22 protein-coding genes are annotated in these 18,962 nt (G+C 63.8%); 10 read left to right on the top strand and 12 right to left on the bottom strand.

All coding sequences use genetic code 11. The features are described 5' to 3' along the window. Positions 1 to 117: 117 nt before the first annotated feature. On the top strand, positions 118 to 336 hold the full coding sequence (locus tag U858_RS0104245; protein WP_025135946.1) for a hypothetical protein: 219 nt from the start codon (positions 118 to 120) through the stop codon (positions 334 to 336). Positions 337 to 857: 521 nt separating this feature from the next. Here U858_RS0104245 and U858_RS0104250 read toward each other — a convergent pair. The 3 genes from U858_RS0104250 to U858_RS0104260 form a co-directional block, all read right to left on the bottom strand. After that, positions 858 to 2,258, bottom strand: coding sequence for a hypothetical protein (locus tag U858_RS0104250; protein WP_157838770.1), 1,401 nt, complete (start codon positions 2,256 to 2,258; stop codon positions 858 to 860). Between the two features lie 238 nt (positions 2,259 to 2,496). Further along, complete coding sequence (locus tag U858_RS34190) at positions 2,497 to 2,913, bottom strand: hypothetical protein (RefSeq protein WP_025135948.1); 417 nt, start codon at positions 2,911 to 2,913, stop codon at positions 2,497 to 2,499. 43 nt (positions 2,914 to 2,956) lie between these two features. Continuing rightward, positions 2,957 to 3,220 (bottom strand): DUF2569 family protein, encoded by a 264-nt coding sequence (locus U858_RS0104260; protein ID WP_157838771.1) that lies wholly within the window; start codon positions 3,218 to 3,220, stop codon positions 2,957 to 2,959. On the opposite strand from U858_RS0104260, the gene U858_RS35565 reads away from it, so the two are divergent. Beyond that, positions 3,219 to 3,779 (top strand): hypothetical protein, encoded by a 561-nt coding sequence (locus U858_RS35565; protein WP_157838772.1) that lies wholly within the window; start codon positions 3,219 to 3,221, stop codon positions 3,777 to 3,779. The genes U858_RS0104260 and U858_RS35565 overlap by 2 nt on opposite strands. On the opposite strand, the gene U858_RS0104270 is transcribed toward U858_RS35565, so the two are convergent. Beyond that, positions 3,773 to 3,985 carry a hypothetical protein gene (locus U858_RS0104270; protein WP_157838773.1) on the bottom strand — a complete coding sequence of 71 codons (213 nt, stop codon included), beginning with the start codon at positions 3,983 to 3,985 and terminating at the stop codon, positions 3,773 to 3,775. The genes U858_RS35565 and U858_RS0104270 overlap by 7 nt on opposite strands. A 162-nt stretch (positions 3,986 to 4,147) precedes the next feature. Between U858_RS0104270 and U858_RS0104275 the strand changes: the two genes are divergently transcribed. Together U858_RS0104275 and U858_RS34675 are read left to right on the top strand one after the other, a co-directional pair. Next, entirely contained in the window at positions 4,148 to 4,768 is a 621-nt protein-coding gene (locus U858_RS0104275) for a ferritin-like domain-containing protein (protein WP_025135952.1), read from the top strand. Between the two features lie 96 nt (positions 4,769 to 4,864). Continuing rightward, positions 4,865 to 5,137, top strand: a complete 273-nt coding sequence (locus tag U858_RS34675; protein WP_081821534.1) for a hypothetical protein — start codon at positions 4,865 to 4,867, stop codon at positions 5,135 to 5,137. A gap of 23 nt (positions 5,138 to 5,160) precedes the next feature. Here U858_RS34675 and U858_RS0104280 read toward each other — a convergent pair whose 3' ends face one another. The 5 genes from U858_RS0104280 to U858_RS0104300 form a co-directional block, all read right to left on the bottom strand. Beyond that, positions 5,161 to 5,769, bottom strand: a complete 609-nt coding sequence (locus tag U858_RS0104280; RefSeq protein WP_025135953.1) for a hypothetical protein — start codon at positions 5,767 to 5,769, stop codon at positions 5,161 to 5,163. A 5-nt stretch (positions 5,770 to 5,774) separates the two neighbouring features. Beyond that, a complete protein-coding gene (locus U858_RS34195) occupies positions 5,775 to 6,365 on the bottom strand; it encodes a hypothetical protein (RefSeq protein ID WP_025135954.1) in 591 nt (196 codons plus the stop codon). A gap of 80 nt (positions 6,366 to 6,445) precedes the next feature. Next, positions 6,446 to 6,976, bottom strand: a complete 531-nt coding sequence (locus U858_RS0104290; protein ID WP_025135955.1) for a hypothetical protein — start codon at positions 6,974 to 6,976, stop codon at positions 6,446 to 6,448. A 12-nt stretch (positions 6,977 to 6,988) separates the two neighbouring features. Continuing rightward, the gene (locus U858_RS0104295; protein WP_025135956.1) at positions 6,989 to 7,348 is read right to left on the bottom strand and encodes a hypothetical protein; all 360 of its coding nucleotides are present in this window, start codon (positions 7,346 to 7,348) and stop codon (positions 6,989 to 6,991) included. 113 nt (positions 7,349 to 7,461) lie between these two features. Continuing rightward, positions 7,462 to 7,818: a lysozyme inhibitor LprI family protein gene (locus U858_RS0104300; RefSeq protein WP_232786488.1), complete on the bottom strand. Its 357-nt coding sequence runs from the start codon at positions 7,816 to 7,818 to the stop codon at positions 7,462 to 7,464. A gap of 263 nt (positions 7,819 to 8,081) precedes the next feature. Between U858_RS0104300 and U858_RS0104305 the strand changes: the two genes are divergently transcribed. From U858_RS0104305 to U858_RS0104325, 5 genes are read left to right on the top strand one after another with little or no spacing between them, the layout of a single operon-like run. Beyond that, a complete protein-coding gene (locus U858_RS0104305; RefSeq protein WP_025135958.1) occupies positions 8,082 to 9,539 on the top strand; it encodes a nitrate/nitrite transporter in 1,458 nt (485 codons plus the stop codon). A gap of 14 nt (positions 9,540 to 9,553) precedes the next feature. Beyond that, on the top strand, positions 9,554 to 11,092 hold the full coding sequence (locus U858_RS0104310; protein ID WP_025135959.1) for an FGGY family carbohydrate kinase: 1,539 nt from the start codon (positions 9,554 to 9,556) through the stop codon (positions 11,090 to 11,092). After that, positions 11,089 to 12,768: a glycerol-3-phosphate dehydrogenase/oxidase gene (locus tag U858_RS0104315; RefSeq protein WP_025135960.1), complete on the top strand. Its 1,680-nt coding sequence runs from the start codon at positions 11,089 to 11,091 to the stop codon at positions 12,766 to 12,768. Before U858_RS0104310 ends, U858_RS0104315 begins: the two co-directional genes overlap by 4 nt. Beyond that, on the top strand, positions 12,765 to 14,333 hold the full coding sequence (locus tag U858_RS0104320; RefSeq protein ID WP_025135961.1) for an FAD-binding oxidoreductase: 1,569 nt from the start codon (positions 12,765 to 12,767) through the stop codon (positions 14,331 to 14,333). The genes U858_RS0104315 and U858_RS0104320 overlap by 4 nt, the downstream gene beginning before the upstream one ends. Before the next feature lies 1 nt (position 14,334). After that, positions 14,335 to 14,916 (top strand): glycerol-3-phosphate responsive antiterminator, encoded by a 582-nt coding sequence (locus U858_RS0104325; protein WP_025135962.1) that lies wholly within the window; start codon positions 14,335 to 14,337, stop codon positions 14,914 to 14,916. Positions 14,917 to 14,949: 33 nt separating this feature from the next. On the opposite strand, the gene U858_RS0104330 is transcribed toward U858_RS0104325, so the two are convergent. Then, complete coding sequence (locus U858_RS0104330) at positions 14,950 to 15,957, bottom strand: tripartite tricarboxylate transporter substrate binding protein (protein ID WP_115596925.1); 1,008 nt, start codon at positions 15,955 to 15,957, stop codon at positions 14,950 to 14,952. Positions 15,958 to 16,105: 148 nt separating this feature from the next. Further along, positions 16,106 to 16,735: a LysE family translocator gene (locus U858_RS0104335; RefSeq protein ID WP_025135964.1), complete on the bottom strand. Its 630-nt coding sequence runs from the start codon at positions 16,733 to 16,735 to the stop codon at positions 16,106 to 16,108. Between the two features lie 129 nt (positions 16,736 to 16,864). Between U858_RS0104335 and aqpZ the strand changes: the two genes are divergently transcribed. Further along, positions 16,865 to 17,575: an aquaporin Z gene (gene aqpZ / locus U858_RS0104340; RefSeq protein ID WP_025135965.1), complete on the top strand. Its 711-nt coding sequence runs from the start codon at positions 16,865 to 16,867 to the stop codon at positions 17,573 to 17,575. 85 nt (positions 17,576 to 17,660) lie between these two features. On the opposite strand, the gene U858_RS0104345 is transcribed toward aqpZ, so the two are convergent. After that, positions 17,661 to 18,878, bottom strand: a complete 1,218-nt coding sequence (locus U858_RS0104345; protein ID WP_025135966.1) for a hypothetical protein — start codon at positions 18,876 to 18,878, stop codon at positions 17,661 to 17,663. Between the last annotated feature and the right edge of the window lie 84 nt (positions 18,879 to 18,962).

Genomic DNA, 18,962 nt, shown 5'->3' on the forward strand with positions numbered 1-18,962 from the left:
GTTTTGCGACAGCCATTTTGAGGTGTAGCAACGCTGTGCGACGCGATGCCGTGTACGCAGATGGGCGCCGCCAATACCATGAAGTCTCTTTCCATTCATATCTAAGGAGCAATCTTCATGGCTTTGCAATTGACCAATCTGAAGGTAAACGTGTTTATGGGCATTCCGCCCTCCATCAACGCTACGCTGACGAATCATGCAGGGATGACCGGCGCAACCTACGACGTTCGGATCGAGTACGCGAATATGGCGGAATTGGCGGCGAAGACCTATGGGCAAATCGAGGCCGAGTTCATCGCCAAGTTCGTGCAGGACTATCCCGGTCTGGGCAATTGAAACGGCACCATCTGACGCATGTAGAAGTTGAGTTGTGTCGCCGCTCGATTACGGGCCCGCGGCGCAGCTGTAGCACACGTCCTTAGGGATGGGGCGAGAGCGCTGTGGATACGAAAGCGCCTCAAAGCTGCGCCAGCATTGAATTTTCGAGTCCCCTCCTTCCTACCAAACTCCTATTAGATGCAGTTTTGGTCCGGGTCGCACCCCGCGTAGGCAGTGTCTGCAAGACTGTCGTAACTGGTCTTCAGGCCGGGTTGCAGCGCGGAACCCCCCTTGGCAGGAATGCCTTGGGGGTTTTTGCTCTAGGTACGGTGTTGGGGGTGTAGAGGGTCGTGCCGCAGGGTCGAGCTACAGCAGGAACGGCAGAAGCATGACGCCCTGGATCAGGACAAAAGCGCCGAACAGGCTCATGGGCTTATTCCTTGATGGAAGACTTCGCGCCAAAATTGGCGGCGGCATTTGAAACCATCGTCCACTTCGTCTCAATTCGCCTCGCCAAAACTTAGTCTGGCACCATATTTCTATCGGAAGATTCCGGGCCTGTAGGGAGCAAAGTACTGTTGCCGGTACGTGCCAAGAAGATCGTTGCCGAACTGGTCCTGGGAGGAGACAGTTTGAGGCTCAGTGAACGCGCGTTGCAGTTGACCGAATGGGGTTATTGCTCCCACCATCAGGGCGGCCGCCAACGGCAATGCGATCAATGGACTGGAAGACATTACCGTTCGGGCGACAAGGATCGCCAGGATGGCCAGCGCAGGCGCCGAAGCTCGCATCGTGAGATCGTTGTACAGGCCCAGCCTGTAAAAGGGCAGAATCGCGAGCGTGACGGCGACGGCTGCGAGAAGAGCCCGGAAGCGACGTTCGGCAATCCAGGCTAGCACGACAAATGGCAGCACCTCCAACATCATGACGGTGGCATAGGATTTCGGCGAGAAGCAGAGCGAAGCTGGTGCCGAGCCTATGCATGGCAGGTCCCAGATAAGGCCCTTGATCAGAGCAGCTGTCCCAGAGGTCAGGTACACAACCAGTGGCAAGCCGATCACGACGGCCGACGCAATCGGCCACCATCCCAAGGCCATTGGGCGCAAGCCATGGCGCATTGCCAATACTAAATATATTGGCAGCAAGCCTACGGTGATGAACGGCGACCATAGCAGGACCGCGAACAGCAGCACGCCAATATGGTTGATGGCGGTCGGGGATTCCCATTGCTTCATGAGCAGGGCCACGGCGATCCATCCGGCAATGGCATGCTGTGGGACCCAGAATAGAGAGGTCAGGTTTGCGCTGTATTGCATCCAGCCTGGCCACCACTCGTAATGATGGGGAGCCGCCATGTGGCCAGTCAACTGCGTTCCGATGTAATCCATCCCGCTGAACGCCAGGAACACAAGGGGGCCAGCAATCGTTCCTTTCTTCCCTGGCCAGAAGCTTGCGGCGAGGGAAAAGAAAATAGTCAGCCCAATGAGGGACCAGCCTGCACTGAACAAGTCGACGTTGTGGGCGCCGACGGTCTTGGCCACCAGGGCCGGCACTAGATACCAGCCCAGGGAGTAGCGCAGCACCTCGACGTCGCCGGCGGCGGATGTGATGGTCGGCGGCCAGTTATTCTGAAGCAGCAAGTTCAGGATGGAGAAGTGCTTTTCCCAGTCGCTAGGAATGTAGGCAAAGCCACCGGCCCCGCCGATGACCAGGCAGGAGGCGCTAAGAACGGCATACCACATAGCCGCTTTGCCCTGGCCGGCAGGCATTTCAAAACTCGTGCGTCGGATGATGCTGACCAGGCTCGACAGCAGCAGTGGCACGGCCAGGGCGGCGATTTCCCAGCGCACGAAGGTAGCGAAGAAGACGACGACCGGGGCAAACAGGTAAAGGAATGCTGCGCATTCCCACAAGCTGACGGGCTTGCTGGTAGGTTTCATGGGATTCTTGTTGTCGTTGGCCCGAGGAGTTTAACGCGGGACGGATCGGCGGCTCGCCTTGCGTTACCTCGTTACCATGCCCTTGCGCAGCTTGTGCGGCGCTTCCATCAACTCCTGGACGTCCTGGTCCCGTTCCTGCAGGCAGGGTTCTATGGCCAAGCCGGCCAGCAATTCCTCGTAGATGTCACCCATCAGACCAGCGGGGCGTTACCCTTCGCACTGAAGGAAGGGCTCGCGCTCATCGCGCAGACAAGCGCCGCAGGCACGCCGCGAGCAAGGACCAGACGGCGAGGATCAAGATGGCGGGCCCCACCGACGACAGTATGCTCATCGCCACGAAGATGCTTCCTTTCTTGATGGACGCCACGCCCGCAAAGCAATAGACGCCCACCCATATCAACAGAAGACGGCGAAGCACGCGCAATCCCTTGTGGGCGGGCGTGCCGATCTTGCGGAAAAGGCCGATGGCCAGAACGGCATAAAGCGCGAAAAGCAGCCAGAAGTGCGCCCAAGGCGGTACGACCTCCGGCGGCGGAAATCGCAGGGCGGCAGACGAAGCCGGTTGTTCGGTGCCGGTAGTGGATAGTGCAGGCGCCGGCTGCGCCACCGTTGCACCGAGGCTGCGCTGGTACAGGCCGGGGCTGTTGTCTGACACGGGATTCTCTGTTGATGTGAGGATGGATCTGAGGAAGAACCGGTCAGGCCGTCTTTTCAGTGGGCATTACGCGCTCGGCTGGCGCCACATACCCAAAATACGTGTTGTGCACGCGGTTGGAGAATTTGAAATACAGCGTCCAGAGTGTGCACATCAAGAGCGATCCGATGAATTCGGAATGGCCGGAGCGTTTCGCCAGGACCCAGGCCGTACCCTGGATCAGTGTGAAAAGGGCAATACCCATGACGACGCCCACATCCGTGGGAATGGACAGGTCCAGTCCGAACCAAGTGGGAATCACGCCCATGAGCAAAATCAGCCACGCGCAGACCGACATTATCTGGGCCGCTTTTCGCGACCTTTCTTGCGTACTCATTGTTGTTCCGGCGCTGATTTTTAGTTTGGTTTTGTCATTTTCTCACACAACCTCACTTTTTCCCTGGTATCAAATGACGACGCGGGTAGATCCTGGCCGAGCCCCGCCGGCCCATTCGAATGTATTTTCTGGAGGTTTTCACGGCATGAGCGCCGCATCCGTTTTTGTCCTGTGCAGTTTCCTCACGCTGGCCGTCTTGATGATGATCGGCAAAGCGGTCAATTCAGCCGCGCGAGCGCCGCAGATGAATGGCGCGCGAGTCGCTTTCTGGACCTTGCTGATTGCCATGGTCGCGATCCCGGTCGGTCTGCTGGGGTATTTCGAGCTATTCCAACCCAGCGAAGACCTGGAGCTTGCCTACGCCCGAGGCGGACTCGCTGGGGAAATCAGCTCGGGAATACTGCCGGCCGTGATCGTGGCGGGGATACTCTCGTTCTGGTTTTCACGTCGCCACGGAAAGAAGCGCAGAAAGACCGTGACAAGTCAGTAGTGGCGCAAATACAGCGTAATGATCCCAGCCACGATGATGCCGATCGCGATATGGGTTTGGAACTTTTGGCAATACAGCGCTTCTTTGGCGAAGGGCTGCCCGCGATTTTTGAAGTGATTCCGCGAGAGTCTGACCAGATCGCTAATGGCGAGTATCAGGCAGACCACTATGATGGCGATCATTACCCAATAAAGCAAAACTCTCATGGTTGCCCGCTCCTGGGAATTCATGCGCTGCTATTTTTCTGACAGAAATATACCTTGCAGCGAAAGTTCGCGCGATCCTGGTTTCTAACGGGATCGGCGCTTGCTGGGCTTCTCGCATGACGCCGTTCGGCGCATGTGTCGATTCACCGAGGAGTTCCCATCATGGCTGCATCCAGGAAAGGCAATACCGAGAAAATTCACGACCTGCTATTTCAGGCTTTGGAGACGGAAATAGGGGGAATCAACGTCTACACCACTGCGCTCTCCTGTGTGGTCAATGACGATTTACGCAAGGAATGGCAGGGCTATCTGGACGAAACCAAAACACACAAGCAGGTGTTGTTGACCGTATTCGAAGAACTGGGGTTGGATCCGGCGACACCGGCGCCCAGCCGAAAAATCGTCAAGCACCATGGCGACAGCCTGGTCGCGGCCATGGAGATGGCAAAAAAAGGTGGGGACCTGTCCGCAGCCCAGATTGTGGCGGGGGAATGCGTAGTGCTGGCTGAAACCAAGGACCACCAGAATTGGGAGCTGATTGGACGGGTTGCCGACAAGCTTTCAGGGTCTGAATCCGCGATCCTGAAGAAGGCGTACGACGCCGTGGAAAAGGACGAAGATCATCACCTGTATCACACCCAGGGCTGGACGCGCGAACTGTGGATTGAAGCGCTGGGGTTTCCTGCTGTGCTGCCGCCGCCTGAAGAAGTCAAAAAAGTGGAAACCGCAATTGGTGCGTCCAGGGCCGAGCACAGCCGCGACGACATGCTCAAACACCCGTAGTGAAATGGGGGCGGTTGCGAGACGCCGCCCGCGCTTTTATCCGCCATCCAGGCTTGCTATAAAGACGGGTCAAGTCTGTTTTTCCAGCGAGGGTAAATGTCGATTCAAATGCTTTGCCGCAGCAGCGTCCTGCTGTTGTGCGCCGCCCTGGTGTCCGGCTGTTCTTCATCCACCCCGTCGCCCTGGTCTTCCCCCAATCCCGGTTCACCCTCAGGTTCGCCCGCTTCTCGCGTATCGCTGGAATGCCGGATCACCAGCTGTCTTTACGACGGCAAATACGAGCCCGGCGAGCGCGACTATGCCGAGGCGGAAGCCAAGCGCTTGAACCGAGCTGAAATGGAACGGCTGCGCCGCGCGGCCGGCAACTGAAACCCGGCTGGCAGCAGCGAGCCCTAACGCGTGACCGGTTCCGCCCGGAGCCGAATGGCGAAGGTGGCTTGCGGGTCCTTGTAGGCGGATGGGCTGTCGGCGCCGATGTCGATCCGCGCATTGTCTGCGGCGGCATACGACTTGTTCGAGAAATGCTTCACCACCGTGCGGGGGCTTTGACTGTCGGTCAGGCCGATCGCGGGGCTGAAATCCACCGGGCCGCGATGAAAGTCGGCGACCACGCCCGCCAGCGCCCAATGGCAGACGCCTTGGCCGAAATAATCTTCGTCGCGGAACGGGGCCAGCACGACCTCGGCACGGAAGGTGCCGTCCGCTTGGCGATCAAACGTGACCGCCACACGCTGTTCGGGCACGACGGTCGCGCCCGTCACGGGCGTCAACGGCGTGCAGGCGGCATTGCTGACGCGGTAGTCGGCATGGCCGTCGACACGGTCGAACGGACCCGGCGCGCCCTCGACGGTGGCTATGATGCCGATGCGCCGCGACGTGTCGGGGTTGGGCTGGACGGCCACGCTGGACGTGGCCGCGGCGTATGCCGAATGAACCAACCCCGAGATCATCGCAAAACCTGCAGCCAAGGGCAGGCAGGCCAAGGCGCCAACGCGCTTCATCGCGTTCACTTGGCGGACTTGGCCGGCATCGGCGCCAGCGTGTCGTACTGGTCGATCTGGCCCACGTCCACCCAGCCCGCGGCGCAGTCACCAGCATAGTCGCCATCTTTGCCCCGCTGGCACGCCTTGCCGCTTGGCGGCGTCTTCCATTGCACCGGCAGGTCGGCGTCCTTGCACAGGCTGTTGTCGCGGCATTCCGGCACGCTGGCGGTGGGCACGACGATGACGTAGTGGCGCTGGGTCTCGCCCTTGCGCGCCATGGCGGGGATGCAGACGAACTGGCGGTCCTGCACGTGGGCCACGGGGTTGCCTTCGCCGTCGATGCGGTCGTTCAGGTCCAGGCCGCCATCGGCCGCGATCGAGCCGAACGCGGCGCCTTCGCCGCAGTTGCCGACGTTCACGGAAAAGCCATCCGCGGTGCAGCTCGCGCCGCCGTAGCCGTCGGCACGGCACTCGATCTTCGAGGCGGGCGTCATGCGGGTGAGTTGGGCTTGGGCGGCGGCAACGGCGTTATCGCCAGCTGAAGCGGCCAAGGCCGTCGCGGCGCACAGGCTTGCGGCCAGGGCGGCCAGCAGATGGGACAGGGAGATCTTCATGGGGCTTCCTGAGAAGAATCGGAGTGCGATGCAATCGGCGGGAATTGTAATGCCGGGACAAGTACGACGTGGTGTCCGTGTCAGGTGGGCGGGACGGGCTGCGCGGCCGCGCCTGGCGGTTTGCCGTAGAGCACCCGGGCGCACGCCACGCCGCCGACCAGCCCCGGCAATCCCCCCATGAGCAACAGCGCCGTCAGATCCGACCACGAGTAGTCGCGTGATCCGAATCCCAGTTGAAAAACCGTGGCGTACAACCCGCCCAGCAGACCTGGCCAGCAGTACGAACGCCAGGACACGCGGGCCGGTCGAAAGGCGCCGGCCACCACGCCGGACAGCAAGGCAGGCACCCCGCCGAAGAGGTAGGAATAGGGCACCAGGAAAATCATCATCGGCAGGTTCTTGAGCGCTTCCAGGTCCAGGGCTGCGACGGTTACCAGCAGCGCAAAAGCGCCAACCCCCACAGGCGGCCCCAGGGCGACAAACAGGCCGGCGCCGCCAGCCGCGCCGCGCAAGATATCGCCGGGCGTCTTGCCGGCAGGACGGCGCGAGATGCGCCACAGCAACGCGGCCAGTGACAGCGCCGTCAGCACGCAAACGGAAAACAGCAGCAAAACGGGATGTCCTTATTCAGGCGCCGGCTTGTTGGGGAACAGGTTCAGCGACAGGATGGCGTCGGGGTAGGTGGCCAGCAGCATGCCGGACATATGGCCGTGCAGCGCGCCGAACAATGACCAGTTCAAGGGCTCGGTGCCGGGCAAGAGGTCCAGCAGCATCAACTGCCCAGTGCGCACCGTGCCCACGAAATACGCGCGCTCGTCGTGCTGGCCGGTGGGCGTGGCGCGGTAGATCTTGGTGGCGCGGGCGCTGTCATCCTTGCGCCAGGTGTTGCCGCCCGTACTGGTCTTGGCGCCGATGGGCGCGATGTCCGCCTGGATGGTTTCCCAAAGGGCGCGGGCGTTGGCGGCGTAGACGACGATGGTCATGGGTGCGCAGTCCTGTAAGAAAGAGGGGACGCAGCAAAGGTACCAATGTCGCGGGGTTCCGGCAAGCGGCCGATGACGCGCCTCCGTCGGTCTGGGCGCCGTGCATGGCAACGCTAATCGCCCGCCAGCTCGCGCAGTTCGCTGGCGCGATTGGCGTTGAGCAGCATCGGGCAGTAGCCATACATTGGCGACCCGACGTGTGCGCCGGCCAGCGAGCAGTGGCCGTTGCGGTAGACCAGCCAGGCCTTCTGGGCTTCTTCGAGCTTGACGGCGTCGTCCGGAAACTCGGTGGCCAGGCGCGCGTGGATCTTGGCGTACTGGGCGTTGATCTCGCGCTTGGCCGCGGACGATACCGCGCCGGAGCACGCTTCGACGGTGCCGTTGTTGACGGCGCCGGCGTCTTTCAGGCAGCGGTCGTACTGGTCCATGTAGTCCGGCGGGGCGGCCAGGGTCAGGACGGGAGACAGCATCAAAGTCAGCGCGAAAGCGTGTCGGATCATGGCGGCGCGAAGGGCAATCCAGGGGTTTTGAACAGGGTGAACACGCGCGCGAATTGGCGTGCAGGCCAAGCATACCGCCTGCCGCGGATTGGTGTTTCTCCTGCTTGACACTCATCGGGTTAGTCCATAAAGTCACCGCACAGATTTAGATAAAAGACCATCTGTAAGATGGTCTTTTATCGCGTGCACGTTGCGTCGACCTCTTACAGAAATAATTCCAAGAGGAGACAGTCGTGCAATCAACATCCGTCAAGCTGCGTGGCATCGACGATGTCATCGCCTACATCGATTCTCGTCCGGGCATCGTGGGCCGAGCCGGCCTTATCTGGTGGCTCGCCCTGGGTGGCCTGTTCCTGGACGCATTCGCCAATTCCGCGCTGAGCGCGGGCCTCGGACCCATGACGCGCAACCTTGGCCTGACGGCCGGCCAGGTGGCGCTGATGACCTCGTTTGCCTCATGGGTGGCGATCGCGTTCAACCCCATCGGCGGCTGGATGGCGGATCGCTGGGGCCGCATGCGGCCGCTGATCGCAGCCAAGCTGCTGGCGCTGATCGGCGCGCTGCTGGTGGTGTTTGCGCCGTCGTTCGAGGTGATCCTGGCGGGCCGGTTCTTCGTGGGCGCGGCCTATGGCATCGACTTCGCGATTGCGATGGCGGTGCTGGCCGAGTTCACGCCGGTCAAGTTCAAGAGCCGGCTCAATACCTGGCAGGGCATGTGGTACACGGCGGTCTGCACCAACCTGCTGCTGGCGCTGCTGTTCTATTCGTGGGACGTGGGCGACGCGATCTGGCGCTATTCGGTGGCGGCCACCGCGGTATTCGCCGTGACCATCCTGCTGCTGCAGCTGCGCTTCATGGTCGAAAGCCCGATCTGGCTGGCGCGCAAGGAGCGGGTCGACGAGGCCGCCGCGGCGATGACGCGCATCTACGCGCAGCCATTCACCGCCGCGCCATTGGCCGAACGCGTACCGGTGGCCAATCAGGCCCGGCGCGGGCTGGCCAACGTGCTGCTGATCTTTCGTGGCGTGTATCTGCCGCGCACCATCCTGGCGGCCACGGTGCAGATCGGGCAGTCGATCCAGTATTTCGCGGTGGGCTGGTACCTGCCGCTGATCAGCGCGGCGCTGTTCGGCAAGGACTTCGTCTATGCCACGGTGGGCGCGCTGGTGTTCAACGTGTTCGGCATTTTCGGCGGCTTCATGTCGCCCTACATCGGCCGCAAGCTGGGTCTGCGGCGCGCGTCGGCGTTCGGGTTTGCCGCCGTGTTCCTGATGCTGCTCATCCTGGGCACCTTCCACGGCAAGATGCCGATGTGGCTGGCGGTGGTGGTGCCGTCGCTTTTCATCCTGTTCCATTCCGGCGGGCCGGGCGCCAACGGCAAGAGCCTGTCGTCGCTGTCGTTCCGCGGTGAATTGCGAGCCGGCGCCAACGGCGTCATCGGCGCACTGGGTTCGATTGGCGCGGCGGTCGGGCTGCTGGTGTTTCCGCTGTTTCGCGAAAACTACGGGCTGGAGAAGACCTTCCTGATTCTGTCGGTGGTGCCGCTCATCGCCAGCATCATCTGCTTTGCCATCAAATGGGACCCCACCCGCAGCGGGATCAATCCCGACAACGAGGCCGGGGCCCCGCAATTCAAGGGCGACGAGACCCTGCCCGCGCTGGACCCCGTCTTGGGGAAAACGGCGCGATGACGGACGGAGACACTATGCACAAAGACGTGATCCTGGCTATCGATGCCGGCACCTCGGGGACCCGCGCGGCCCTGGTGTCGGGCGACGGCCATGTATCGGGGCAGCAGTACCTGTCGCTCCAGGTCGATACGCCGCGACCTGGCGTGGTCGAGCAGGACGCCAACGCCATTCTGGAACGGACGGTGCAGGTATGCCGCCAGGTCGTCGAACAGGCGCGCCAGGATGGCCGCGAGATTGCGGCGCTGGCGCTGGCCACGCAACGCGCGACGTCGGTGCTGTGGGACACCACCACCGGTCGTGCGTTGGTGCCGGCGATGGTGTGGCAGGACACGCGCTACGTCGATGAACTCGATCGCCTGGCCCCGGCCTGGAATGCGCGTCTGCTTGCGCAGGTGGGGCGTCCGGCTGGCGTGCGTTCGCCGTATCTGTGGGCCGCGCGCCACCTGCGCGATACGCCCGCGGTGGCGCAGGCCTGGCGCGAAAGGCGGCTGGCATTCGGCACGGTCGATACCTGGCTGCTGTGGCATCTGTCGGACCGCCGCGAATGCGTCACGACGCCTACCAACGCCACGTCTGCCGGCGCCTACGTGCTGGCCGACCATTGCTATTACCTGGACTGGATCGACGCGCTGGAATTTCCGCGTGAACTGCTGCCCGCCCTGCGCCAGGAAGCCGATGACTTCGGCCATACCCGCGCGGATCTGCTGGGCATCGCCGTGCCGATCCGCGCATCGGCTGGCGACCAGCACGCCGGCGCCGTCGGGCTGGGGTGCCTGGACCGCGGGCAGGCGATGTGCGTGCACGGCACCGGCAGCTTTGTCGACTTGATCATCGGGCCCCAGCCCCCCGTGAACAGCGGCCGCTACGAAGGCTCGTTGACCATGACCGCGCGGCGCCAGGACCAGGTCTCGCACTTCGCGGTCGAGACGTTTGTCGCCACCACCGGATCGGCCTTGAACTGGGTCTGCGACAAGCTGAAGTGGTTCCAGAACGCGCAGGAAATCAGTGCCTTGGCCGCCACGGCCGAATCCGCCGGCGGCGTGACGTTCATTCCGGCCCTGACGGGCTTGCGGGTGCCGCGCATGGAAGCCGGGGCGCGCGCGTCGCTGACTGGCATCTCCATGGCAACCACGCAGGCCGAGGTGGCCTACGCCATTCTGGAAGGCATCGCCCATTCCGTCGCCAGCTGCATCGAGGCGGACGAGGAAGTGTCGGGCGTGCAGGTGTCGGAACTGGTGGTCGGGGGCGGCCTGTCGTGCAGCGATCCGCTTCTGCGCATCCAGGCGGACCTGCTGGGCATTCCGATACGCCGCATGCAGGAAGCCGACCGCGCCAGCCTGCGCGGCGTGGCGTTCCTGGCAGGCGCCTCGGGCCTGTTCTGGCCGTCGTTGCAGGCGGCGCGCGATACCGCCGCCACCGACGCGGTGTTCCTGCCATCGCTGGCGGCCGACGCGCGCGCCCGGCGGCGGGCGCTGTGGCATTCGCGCGTTGAATCCGAATTGGCCCATGCGGGCCTGTACCCCCACGACAAGCAGGAGGCATTGCGCACATGATCGGGTGGCCATCAAGAAAGCCCAGGAAGGACCGGGCCGGCATGACCCGCACCGAACCGTTGCGGCTGGTCCGCCAGGAGCAGTCGGACCGGTTGGGCAGCGAGCAGTTCGATATGTTGATCATCGGCGGCGGCATCACGGGCGCCTACGCCGCGCTGGATGCCAGCCTGCGCGGCTATCGCGTGGCGCTGGTGGAAAAAGACGACTTTGCGTCGGGCACGTCGTCGAAGTCTTCGAAGATGGTGCACGGCGGGCTGCGCTACATCGAACAGGGCAACCTGGGGCTGGTGCGCCATTCGCTGCACGAGCGCCAGCGGCTGCGCCGCAATGCCCGGCACCTGGTGCAGCGCTTGCCTTTCCTGTTTCCCATCCTGGAACGCGACGGGGTGTTCGACAAGCGGCTGGCCAAGGCCTTCGAAAGCCTGCTGTGGACCTACGACCTGGCAGGCGGCTGGCGCGAAGGCATCCTGCATCAGAAGCTGACACCGGCCGAGGTGCTGTCGCATTGCCCGACCTTCAAGCAGGATGGCCTGCTGGGCGGCTTCCTGTATTTCGACGCGCGGGTGGACGACGCGCGCTTGACGCTGGCGGTCGCGCGCACCGCGGCTTTCCATGGTGCGGCCGTGCTGAACCATGCCAAGGCGGTCGAGGTCACGCGAGACGCCCACGGCCGGGTCGACGGCGCCATCGTGCAGGCCGGGCAAGCCGAAATCCGCGTGCGGGCCGCAGTGGTCGTCATGGCTACCGGGGTGTGGCTGCGCGACTGGAACGGCAGCCGCAAGGACGATCCGCAGGCGCTGCACATCCGTCCGGCCAAGGGCGTGCACGTGGCGGTGCCGTGGCTGAAGGTGCGCAACGACTGCACCGTGACGATTCCCGTGCCCGGACGCAGCCGCCGCGCCACCATCACGCGGTGGGGCAACGTGTCCTACCTGGGCACGACGGACGAAGACTATGACGGCGACCTGGACGACGTCCATTGCACCCGCCGCGAGCTGGACTTCCTGCTCGAAGGCGCCCGTTCGGCGCTCAAGACCGATCTGTGTGCCGAAGACGTGGTGGGCAGCATCGCAGGCTGCCGGCCGCTCGTGGCGCCGCCGGGCGGCAAGACGCTGGAAATCAAGCGCAACCATGAAATCCGGGTGGCAGCCGACGGCCTGGTGACCATCGTGGGCGGCAAGCTGACGACATCGCGCCACATGGCCGAGCAGACCGTTGACGCCGCGCAGAAGGTGCTGGGCAAGAAGGCGCGCTGCGTCACCGCCAGCGCCTTTTTGCTGGGCGCGGCGGGCTACGACCCGCAGGCCATCGTGGCCTCGGGCGGCCTGTCGGCGCACCTGGGTGAACGCTACGGCACCGAGGCGCGCTTTGTCAGCGACCTGATGCAGCAAGACCCGGCGCTGATGGCACCGCTGGTGGCGGGGCTGCCTTATACCGAGGCCGAGGCCCTGTACGCCGTGCGCCACGAATTGGCGGCCACGGTGGAAGACGTGCTGTCGCGCCGCATGCGGGCGCGGCTGATGGCGCGCGATGCCTCGGCCCTGGCCGCGGCGCGCGTGGGCCAGATTTTGCAGGCCGAACTGGGCCTGTCCGATACCGAAGTGGCGCGGCAAGTGAACGGCTACCGCGCCGCGATCCAACATGAAAAGTCCGTACTAATGGGAGACGACTCGTGATCAGTAAAGAAGCTATCAAGCGCGGCTACAACCGTGGCAACTACGTGGTGGGCGCACACACGCCGCCGGGCTATGCGGCAGGCTTGAACGAGACCGGCACGCAACCTGGCACGCAAGCCGGCCTGCAACGCGACCCGGTCGCGGTGACGCCTGAGCACATCCAGACGCTGCGCGCCGCGGCAGACGAGGTGCTGACCGCCACCGCCGACGCGGTGGCCTGGACGCGCGACTGGTGGGCCGGGTCGATGATGACCGAAACGGCGGGCCGGCCCGCAACGCCGCATGCGGTGATCGTCAAGGTGTCGACCGTGGCGCAGATCCAGGCCGTGATGCGTATCGCCCACGCGGCTGCCATCCCCGTCACCGTATCGGCCGGCCGCAGCAACGTCACCGGCGCCGCACTGCCGCTGCGCGGCGGCATCGTGCTGGACGTCTGCCAGTTGAACCGGTTGATCGGCATCGACCGCGAAAGCCAGATCGTCGAGGTCGAGGCCGGCATGTTCGGCGATGTGTTCGAACAGACCATCCAGCGCGATTTCGGCCTGACGATGGGCCATTGGCCGTCGTCGTTCGGTATCAGCACGGTGGGCGGCTGGGTGGCGTGCCGCGGGGCAGGGCAGTTGTCCACGCGCTACGGCAAGATCGAAGACATGGTGTTCGGCATGGACGTGGTGCTGGCCGACGGCAGCCTGATCACCGTGGGCGGCTATTCGCGTGCAGCATTGGGGCCGGACCTGCAACAGGTCTTCATCGGTTCGGAAGGCACGCTGGGCGTGGTGGTGCGCGTGCGCCTGAAACTGCACCGGCTGCCCGATTACGGTCGCGCCATCGCCTATGGCTTCAAGACCTTCGCGGCGGGCCTGGAGGCCTGCCGCCAGATCATGCAGCGCGGCGCCAACCCGGCGGCGCTGCGGCTGTACGACGAACTGGAAAGCGGGGTGCAGTTCAATCAGCCGGACTTGAACGTGCTGCTGGTGGCCGACGAGGGGCCACAGCCTGTCGTCGATGCCGTCATGCAGATCAGTGAAGCCGTGTGCCGCGAAACGGGCGAACCGCTGGACGGCGAGGCGGTGTTCGAGCGCTGGCTGGAAACCCGTTACCTGACCGGAAAAAGCGCCGAAGGCTTCAAACGCAGCCCGGGTTTCGTGGCAGACACGCTGGAAATGGCGGGGCGCTGGAGCGACTTGCCCGCGATCTACGACGAGGTCGTGGCCGCCATCAATGCGGTGCCAGGCACGCTGGCCGGGTCGGCGCACCAGTCGCATGCGTATGGGGACGGCGCGTGCCTGTATTTTTCGTTGCGTGGCGAAGTCGCCGTCGAGGACCGGGCTACGTGGTATCGGCAGGCCTGGGACGCCGCCAACGCGGTGTTGATTAAATATAATGCCGCGCTCAGCCACCACCATGGGGTGGGCCTGCTGCGCGCGCCATATATGCGGGAATCGCTGGGGCCGGCCTTCGCGGTGCTGCTCGCGGTGAAGCGGGCGCTGGATCCGAAAAACATCCTCAACCCCGGAAAGCTCGGCCTGACGGACGAACTCTTCTACGATCAGGGCAGGCAATAACATGGACAGGTCACTCGGGGCATGCCTTTCGCGGCATCCGGTCATTGCCACGCTGTACGGGCCGGAGCAAATCAACGCCTTCGTGGGCAGCGCAGCCGAGATCGGCATCGTGGCCAACGTCGAGCTGCGCAAGCTTGCGCCGGTGATCGCCGCCTTGAATCGGGCGGGCAAGTACGTCATCGTCAATATCGACAGCTGCGAAGGCCTGTCGCAGGACAAGGGCGGCGTGGACTACCTGGCCGATATCGGCGTGGCCAGCCTGGTGTCCACCCGCGTCGCCACCATCCAGCGTGCCAATCGCGCCGGCATGGTGACGATGCAGAAGGTGTTCGTCACCGACCGGTCCACCTGGCCGCGCAGCGTCAAGGCGCTGGAACAGAGCGACCCCAACCTGGTGCAGATCATGCCGGCGCCGATGCTGGCTCACATGGCGCCGCAGGACCTGAAGGCGCTGCCGCCCATCGTGGCGTCGGGCTTTGTCTGCAACCAGGGCGACGTGGCTGCCGCATTGAAACAGGGCGCGGTGGCGGTGTCGACCAGCGACGCGGTGCTGTGGAGCGTGGACCCGAAAGCGCTGCGATAGCGCCGCAGCGCTTTTGGCCGGCCGTGGCGGACGTCAGTCCAGCCGCGCGCCGGATTGTTCCACCAGCGTCTTCCACACGGGCAGTTCCTGCTGATAGCTCGCCACGAATTCCGTGGGCGAGTTACCCGTGGGAATGAAGCCCATGTCGATCAGCCGGGCCTGCACCTGCGGCGTGCGCACCATGTCGTGCATTTCGCGGGCCAGGCGCGCGACGATGGGGGCGGGCGTGTCCTTGGGCGCGGCCAGCGCCACCCAGCCAACCAGGCGGTAGGCGTCTTCGCGCAGGCCCTGTTCGGCCAGCGTGGGGGCATCGGGCAGCACGTCCATGCGCTTGTCGCCGGTGACGCCGATGAGCTTGAGCCGGCCGTTGTCGATATACGGCTTGGTGCCCAGCGCGCTGGCGAACGCCAGCTGGATGCGGCCGCCGATCAGGTCCTGCAGCATGGCCGATTCGCCCTTGTAGGCCACATGGGTCATGTCGCCGTGCTGCGAGGCATCGAGATAGGCCAGGCCCAGGTGTCCGTACGAGCCGACGCCCCAAGATCCATAGGCCACCTTGCCGGGATTGGCGCGAACGTACGCCAGCAGCGCTGGACCGTCCTTGGCCGGCACGCTCGGGTGCGCCACCAGCGTCACCGGCGCGATGGCGATCTGCGAAATCAGGACGAAGTCGCGCAGCGTCTGGTAAGGCAGGTGGTGGTAAAGGAACTGGTTCTGCATCAGCGAAGAGCTGAGCGACACGGTCAGCGTATAGCCATCGGGCGCGGCCTTGGCTGCGGCATCGGTGCCCATGATGCCCGATGCACCCCCGCGGTTTTCCACCAGCACCGGCTGCCCTAGCCGGTTCGACAGGCGTTCGGCCACCATGCGCGCCACGATGTCGGTGGCGCCGCCCGCGTTGTAGGGCACGATGATGCGGATGGGTTTCGTGGGCCATGCGGCCTCGGCGTGCAGCGGGCCGGCCAGCGCCAGCCCCAGCAGGGCCAGTGCGCTGCCCGTCAGCCAACGGCGGCGGGATCGTACGGTGTTGCCCTGGGTCATGCGCATGTCTCCGGATCGGCGCGTGAGGCGGCGGGGCGGGATCGCCACGCCGCTGTCGCGCTCGTTCCAGGATTCTTGTCTTGCGACGTGTTTTTTACAATGCGAGGTCAGGTTGACAGCATGTCAAACGGCCTTTGACGTCGGTAATTCAGCGTAATTCGCTGCGCCGATACAGGCTCAAGCCCAGCGCCAGCAATGCCAGCATGCCGGCGCAGCCGCGGTTGACCCAGGTCATCACCCGGGCCGAAAACGCGCGCATGGCGTGGCGGCCGCCATAGGCATACAGGCACATCATCACGCAGTCGATCGCGGCGCTGACCAGCGCCAGCACCACGTACTGATGCGCGACGGGCGCGGCCGGCTGGATGAATTGCGGCAGGAAAGCCGAGAAGAACAGGATGCCCTTGGGGTTCGACAGGCCCACGAACAGGGCCCGCAGAAAGGCCTTCTTGCCAGTGGCGGACACCTGCGCCGCATTGACCTGCAAGGCGCGCGCCGGTGAATGCCAGATGGCCCAGGCCAGATACAGCAGGTACGCCGCGCCGCCCCATTTGACGACGCTGAACAATTGTTCCGATGCTTGCAGCAGCGCGCCCAGGCCGCAGCCCACCGCGCCGATCAGCAACAAATCAGACAACATCGCGCCGGCAATACCAAAGCCTGCGACGCGCATGCCGTGGCAAGCGCCGTTGTTCAGCGCCAGCAGCATGGAGGGGCCGGGGCTGACCATGACGGCGCTCACGGTGACGACATATAGCAATAGCGTGGTGGCGTCCATCGGTCATGGTGAGGGTAGGAAAACAGCACCAAGCATAGCAATGTCAACAATCGAAAGGAATTTGCATTGCTTTGAAGTTGCCGGCGCCGCTTTGGCCGACCATCGAGTTTTCAGCTTGGAGGGCGAATCGTGTACCCACTATCAAAGCGCTGCGGCGCGGAATTCTTCGGCACGTTCTGGCTGGTGCTGGGCGGTTGCGGGGCGGCCGTGCTGGCGGCGGGCTTTCCGCAATTGGGCATCGGCTTTGCCGGCGTGGCGCTGGCATTCGGCCTGACGGTGCTGACCATGGCCTTTGCGGTCGGGCACATTTCGGGCGGCCACTTCAATCCCGCGGTCACCGTCGGCCTGGTCGCGGGCGGCCGTTTCCCCGCCCGGGAAATCCTGCCTTACGTTGTGGCCCAGGTCCTGGGCGCCATTGCGGCAGCGGCGGTGCTGGCGGTCATCGCCGATGGCAAGCTCGGATTCGACCTGAAGGGCAGCCACTTCGCCGCCAACGGCTACGGCGCGTATTCGCCGGGCAAATACTCGATGGGCGCGGCGCTGGTGACCGAGGTCGTGATGACCGCGGGCTTTCTGTTCGTGATCCTGGGCGCCACTGCCAAACGCGCCCCGGCGGGCTTTGCCGCCATCCCCATCGGTCTGGCCTTGACGCTGATCCACCTGGTCAGCATTCCCGTCACCAATACGTCGGTGAACCCGGCGCGATCCACCGGCCCGGCATTGTTCGTGGGCGGCTGGGCGCTGGAGCAACTGTGGCTGTTCTGGGTCGCGCCGATCGCCGGGGCAATCATTGGCGCGCTGGCGTATCGCCTGGTGAGTGAGCCGGCGACTCAGGGGTAGAGGAGAGAGGTGTCGCCCGGATCGGCGCTCAGTTGCTGCTCTACACCGTCACCGTGAGCGCCGTCATGGCCAGCCCCAGCCCATATCAGAGCGGCAAATTCGTCAGTTGCGCCAATTGGGAATCGCTAGGAAATCCGCGGGTCCGGTAGCGGACCGGATAGGTATCTTGACGCTCCAGCATAGGCCCCAGCAGGGTGGACGCCTGCGCCCAGTCGACCACTCTGACTTCACCCATGGTGTCAGTGGCGCCGGGGCGTACCAGTGCCAGCCGGTCTGTCTTGGGAAGCAAGCAATCGGCGCCGCGCGTCCATGATGTCAACGATAGCGAACCGCCCGAAGGGTTGTTGGCTCCGCGAAAGAGATAGTCGGCCACGAAAATGTCGAGGTTCTGAGCGGTGTGGATGCGATCCAGCGCTTCTTTTTGTGTGTCATATTCTTCCTTGGCCATCCTGCGTGCCAGTGTGGCCAGCAGGCTGGCCGTTTCGTCGTTCTCTGGCAGATAGCGTTCGACCTTGGCGTCGCAATAACGGTACATGTGCGGCGATAGCGCAGTGCCATGCTCGAGCGCTATATGGCTCAGTAGCACGATGTTGGTCAGCCCTTCGATGTCGGCGTCGCCGGTGATCAATAGTGTCTCGCGAACGGGCACCATGAATATGGGTTGGCCACGAATCTGCGCGCGTTTGAGCAGGTCGGGCAACAAGGCGCGGCTGGTGTGGTAGCTATCTTTCCAGGCGCCGCCGTAGACACCGGGGCTCAGGGGCGTGAAGTCCGGCGGCGAGTGGCGCAAGTTGTCGATGCTGATAGCCAGTGATTCTTCAAAGGTGAAGCCCCAGTCTTGGGGAACACCTTGGAACAGCGTCGTGATGGATTCCGGTTGCTCCAGCGCCAGCATTACCACGAAATCTTCGTCGAACGGTTTGAACACGGGATGAAAATCGGCGTCGCTACCGTGTGAGAGGATGAGTTGCATGCGAGCGCTTTCGATGGCGCTGCGGCACCGAATGACGGGTCGCAACTGCGAACGCCCGTCGGCCTGAGCCGGGGCGGACTGACGGGCGCTCGCCAGGGCCTTTATATGTATCCGCAGCAATGCCGGCTTTTGCGCTCGGTCGGCATTGCAGTAGTCGCGATACGCGTTCAAGAGCTCGAAATGGGTGCCGTCCTCGAACAACAGCTGAAACTTGTCCGTCCGGTAACCGATATCGTCTGGACAGCCATGGCGCCGGGCAGCATCGATGAATAGCTTCGCGAATTGGTCTTGTGTTGGTTGGCGCCGAAATAGCTTGTCTAAAAATGGCATGTATCTCTCTGGAGGTTTAACGTATCGTGGTCGGCCGAGGTCGGCTCGAGCCATCGTCACGCACCAGAGAAAGACTGGGAATTG

It is taken from the genome of Achromobacter sp. DH1f, assembly GCF_000633435.1.
In the GTDB taxonomy this organism is placed as follows: domain Bacteria; phylum Pseudomonadota; class Gammaproteobacteria; order Burkholderiales; family Burkholderiaceae_B; genus Achromobacter; species Achromobacter deleyi.